Here is a 4,353-nt window from a genome sequence, read left to right as displayed (position 1 = left end):
ATTTATTTATCGAAAATTCCAAAAATATTCACACAAATCAAAAATGCAACTTAAATCATTTACATCGTACTGTTTGTTTCTCTTAAATTCTTTCTAGAAATTCAATCCTATTTCCAAAAGGATCTTCAATAAATATCCTTTCAACATCAGGTATTTTATCGTCAATGGTATATTCTACATTATTTTTTTCTAAATGTTTTTTTAGTTCATTAATAGGATACACCGCGAAAGCAGGATGTGCTTTTTTAGCTGGTGAAAATGCTTCGTCAATGCCAATGTGAATTTGATAGGTATTAAACCCAAACCAAACACCGCCCCTTTCCTTTAAAGCAAAAGGCTTTTCTATCTCTTCAAACCCTAAAATATCGTGATAAAATGCGCGAGCCTTCTCTTCTGACCCTTTTGGGGCTGCCAATTGAATATGATCAATAACGGTAAAAGTAAATGACATAAGAACTCCTCCTCTTAAGACCATCTACATACATTGTATCCTTGGATATCCTTTAAGAAAATGACATACTTTTTATACTTATCCATAATTTTTACTTATTATTTATCGTAAATGAGCGGTACAATTCAATAAGTCGCATTTCCATTGTTGATTACTTTTCGATAGTTTAGTAATGGACGTATTACCGAATGAAGGAGCTATTTCCAAATTGGGTACAAGATTTTGGAGTAAATATTTAATGAGGCCACCGTGACTAACAATTAAGATACTACGATTGTTTTGTTTTTCAATTACATCATTAATAAAATAAACAGCTCTTGCTTCCACCAAATGAGGACTTTCTATTTCTAAATTCATTTCCCTCCATTTATTCCCCCACTTTTTAATTCTCTCTTTTTCAGTTGTACCTTCAATTAGACCACCATCAATCTCTCTTAAACGATCATCTAAAATAATTGGTATATGATCAAGCTTTCCAACGATTATTTCAGCTGTTTGTCTAGCTCTCAATAAATCACTAGAATAAACAAGATCCCATTTCTCATCTTTTAAGCGACTCGCTAATTGATAAGCATCGTCTACTCCAGCCTTATTTAAAGGAATATTCGCCCTACCTTGTGCTCTTCCTTCTATATTCCAATCCGTACTACCGTGACGTATTATGCCTAGTTTGATCATCGCTTTCCCCCTAACTCAAATGTTTTACTATTCTTATTTCCATAATATTATGAAAAAATCCTTTTATTTAATTAAAAACTGTAAATAATAAAAAAGCAGTCTGATTCGATAAAATCATACTGCTTACAATATATTTTCTTTACTTACTTTTTATGAAAAAGTTAGTCAATTACGATAAATTAGACATCCTGCTGATGTTTTTAATCCACGCTTACACTAACAAATGAAAAGGTATCAACGTTAAATAATCCTTGATTCGTTAATTTCAATGACGGTATAACCGGTAACGCTAGGAAGGATAGTGTTAATAACGGTGAAAATTTTGTCGTTATTCCTAGCTGGTTTAAAGCAACAAGTAAATCACTATAATTCTCATTCAACTTCTGAGGAGATACAGTTGTCATCAATCCTGCTACTGGTAACGATAATGAAGCAACTGTTTCACCTTTATTAGCAATAGCAATTCCACCACCAATACGTTCTAGTTCACGAATGGCAATATCCATATCTTCATCGTTTGTACCGATACAAATAATATTATGAGAATCATGTGCAATAGTTGTTGCGACTGCACCAGATTGTAACTGAAAACCTTTAACAATCCCTACACCTACACTGCCAGTGCCTTTGTGGCGTTCAATAACAGCAATTTTCACAAAGTCTTGAGAGATATCTGAAACAAACAATCCATTTTCAACAGGAACTTTATATTCAGCATTCTTGGTTACAATGGAATTTGGAATGATTTCAATTACTCTCGCCCATTCATTAGTTAGGTTTAACTGAAGAAGTTCTTTTTGATATTTCCCTAAAAAGACGGTATTTTCGAAGTGCTCAACCTTATCCTTGCTATTCTTTTCTTCATATTGAATGCCACCAACCCACACGGATTCAATATCAAATGTCTCTATATCATTTAATAAAATGAAATCTGCATCATAACCTGGAGCAATGGCTCCTTTACCTTTTAAATTATAGCATTGTGCCGTGTTCAATGACGCCATTCGTAATACGGAGTATAAATCAATACCTGCTTTTAAACATTCACGAACATGATAATCGATGCTTCCTTCTTCTAACAAATCATCAATATGTTTATCATCTGTACAAAACATGAGACGATGTGATATTTCTTTGCGATAACCTTTTAATAAAGAATGTAAATTTCGTGCTGCGGAGCCTTCACGAAGCATTACATACATTCCTCGACGAACTCGTTCGATCATTTCTTCAGGTTTTACACATTCATGATCAGTTGTAATCCCAGCTGTTAAATAAGCATCGATATCTTTACCACTTAACCCTGCCCCGTGACCATCAATTGGCACGTCATTACGAATTGCTGCTTCAATTTTTGCCATAATATCTTCACGACCACTTAGCACAGCGGGATAATCCATAACCTCGGCTAAACCTAATACAAGCTCATCTTTGTAGAATGGCTCCAAATCTTCTGCAGTTAGAATAGCTCCATTATCCTCAAATGACGTTGCAGGTACACAAGACGGCAATTGATATCGATAATTCAACATACAGCCTTTGCTATCATTTAACATCCAACGGATACCATGGGCACCGGTAACATTAGCGATTTCATGTGGATCAGTCACAATCGTTGTAATCCCTCTCGGTAATACAGCTTTTTGAAATTGTGAAGGAGAGAGCATACTAGACTCTATGTGAACATGTGCATCTATTAACCCAGGTACCATTGTATAGTGACTTCCATCCAATTCTTTTGAACCTTGATATACACCGATCCCAACAAATTTACCTTTGTGAATGGCAACATCGGCTTGTTCTATTTCATCTGTAAATAAATTTACAATCTTTACATTTTTAATAACCAGTTCGGGTAGTATTGTTCCTCGCGAAGCTTGAATCAGAGTTTTTAATTGTGATGGGGTTTTCATGATTTTTCCTCCTTAGATGATTACGGCAAGGAAGAATAGTAGGGAGAGGCATCCCTTCAATAAATGATGGATGAATAAAGGAAAGCTCTAAATAGTATTTAGAGTCTTTATTTAAATATAAGAACACCTAAATGTAGCCATTTAGTTTTCCTTATATCCTACTATTTTCGTAGCCTAACTATTATACGGTAGTTTGTAGAAACTCTCGGACCATATTACCGAGATTATACGAAAGTATTATTTTTTTTGCATTGTAACAGTGCTTATTATTAGAGTCAATGAAAATCTTGTTTATGTCGAAAATCATCGTTATTTACGGTTAAGATTACATAATTGTTTTTATATTACAAAAACATTACAGCCACCTAACAAATTATATCAACTGTCTCTTTTCCCTTCCAAAACAAAGTCAAAATAGTCTAAGATATAAAAGAATTTAAAAAAGGAGAAAGAGAATGATAGAATCTAAAAATAAGATTTTTAAAGTTTGCCTAATTACATTAGCGACATTCGCCCTATTCTTCATCATTAACTTAGAATTTACAAATAAAGCGGAAGCGGCTACTAATGAAAGCAATACAAAGCAGGTTTCAACATCTGCATCACAAATGCCGTCTTATTATAAGAAAACAATTCCTTTGTCCTTCAATCTTCAAAAATATTTATACGACTTATGTGTGAAAAGAGGATTAGATTACAAAGAGACCTTAGCTGTTATTCGCCACGAAAGTAGCTTTAACCCTAGAGCTAAAGGCGGAAACAATTACGGATATTTTCAAGTGAGCAAAGTTAATCACGCTAATTTAGCAAAGACACTTAAAACAAAGAATGCACCATTCGATCCCTATATCAATATGAATTGGGGTACGTACATGCTTTCAAACCTTCAAAACAAATATAAGAAAAAAGGACTTAAGGGGTCTAACCTAAAGGCAGCTGTATTAAGCGCTTATAACAAAGGTGAAGGCGGATACGCACGAACTGGAAAAGCTACTGCTTACATAAAAAGGCATAATCAACATCTTGCATATATTAAAGCACAATATAAATAAATGGTATACTAGCAAGGAAAGAAAAGGAGCGGAATTTGAACTGCACCCCAATTGTTAGACACAATCTATCAATTGGAGGTGTTTTTCTTTTGGCAAAATTCACGAATGACGAAAAAATTCACGCAGTCAAACGTTATCTAGAAGGTAATGTAGGTTGTAATACAATAGCTAAGGAAATGGGTGTTCATGTAAGTAAACTTCAATATTGGGTAAGAAAATATGAATATCATGGTAAACAGGCTTTTATAAAAACCTATAT

The 4,353-nt window shown here is 33.9% G+C and carries 5 protein-coding genes and 1 riboswitch; of the genes, 2 read left to right on the top strand and 3 right to left on the bottom strand.

The features are described from left to right. Positions 1 to 82 precede the first annotated feature (82 nt). The 3 genes from BN349_RS04670 to ade all read right to left on the bottom strand — a co-directional run bounded on the left by BN349_RS04670 (position 83) and on the right by ade (position 3,042). Entirely contained in the window at positions 83 to 451 is a 369-nt protein-coding gene (locus BN349_RS04670; RefSeq protein WP_019241115.1) for a VOC family protein, read from the bottom strand. A gap of 102 nt (positions 452 to 553) precedes the next feature. After that, positions 554 to 1,129: a histidine phosphatase family protein gene (locus tag BN349_RS04665; RefSeq protein ID WP_019241114.1), complete on the bottom strand. Its 576-nt coding sequence runs from the start codon at positions 1,127 to 1,129 to the stop codon at positions 554 to 556. A 200-nt stretch (positions 1,130 to 1,329) separates the two neighbouring features. Continuing rightward, positions 1,330 to 3,042 carry an adenine deaminase gene (gene ade / locus BN349_RS04660; RefSeq protein ID WP_019241113.1) on the bottom strand — a complete coding sequence of 571 codons (1,713 nt, stop codon included), beginning with the start codon at positions 3,040 to 3,042 and terminating at the stop codon, positions 1,330 to 1,332. A gap of 150 nt (positions 3,043 to 3,192) precedes the next feature. After that, positions 3,193 to 3,294, bottom strand: a riboswitch (purine riboswitch). Between the two features lie 203 nt (positions 3,295 to 3,497). Between ade and BN349_RS04655 the strand changes: the two genes are divergently transcribed. Next, positions 3,498 to 4,094, top strand: coding sequence for a transglycosylase SLT domain-containing protein (locus BN349_RS04655; RefSeq protein WP_019241112.1), 597 nt, complete (start codon positions 3,498 to 3,500; stop codon positions 4,092 to 4,094). A gap of 35 nt (positions 4,095 to 4,129) precedes the next feature. Beyond that, on the top strand, positions 4,130 to 4,353 hold a 224-nt coding region (locus BN349_RS26600), incomplete at its 3' end, for a transposase (protein ID WP_034293633.1).

The sequence above is a fragment of the Bacillus sp. AP8 genome, from assembly GCF_000321185.1.
GTDB lineage: Bacteria > Bacillota > Bacilli > Bacillales > DSM-1321 > Bacillus_AD > Bacillus_AD massilioanorexius.
The sequence above is the reverse complement of the archived record's forward strand: the minus strand, read 5'-3'. Positions and strand labels throughout refer to the sequence as shown.

Coding starts and splice junctions, on each gene's coding strand:
- BN349_RS04670 (WP_019241115.1), bottom strand. CDS start 451: ATGTCATTTACTTTTACCGTTATTGATCATATTCAATTGGCAGCCCCA.
- ade (WP_019241113.1), bottom strand. CDS start 3,042: ATGAAAACCCCATCACAATTAAAAACTCTGATTCAAGCTTCGCGAGGA.
- BN349_RS04665 (WP_019241114.1), bottom strand. CDS start 1,129: ATGATCAAACTAGGCATAATACGTCACGGTAGTACGGATTGGAATATA.
- BN349_RS04655 (WP_019241112.1), top strand. CDS start 3,498: ATGATAGAATCTAAAAATAAGATTTTTAAAGTTTGCCTAATTACATTA.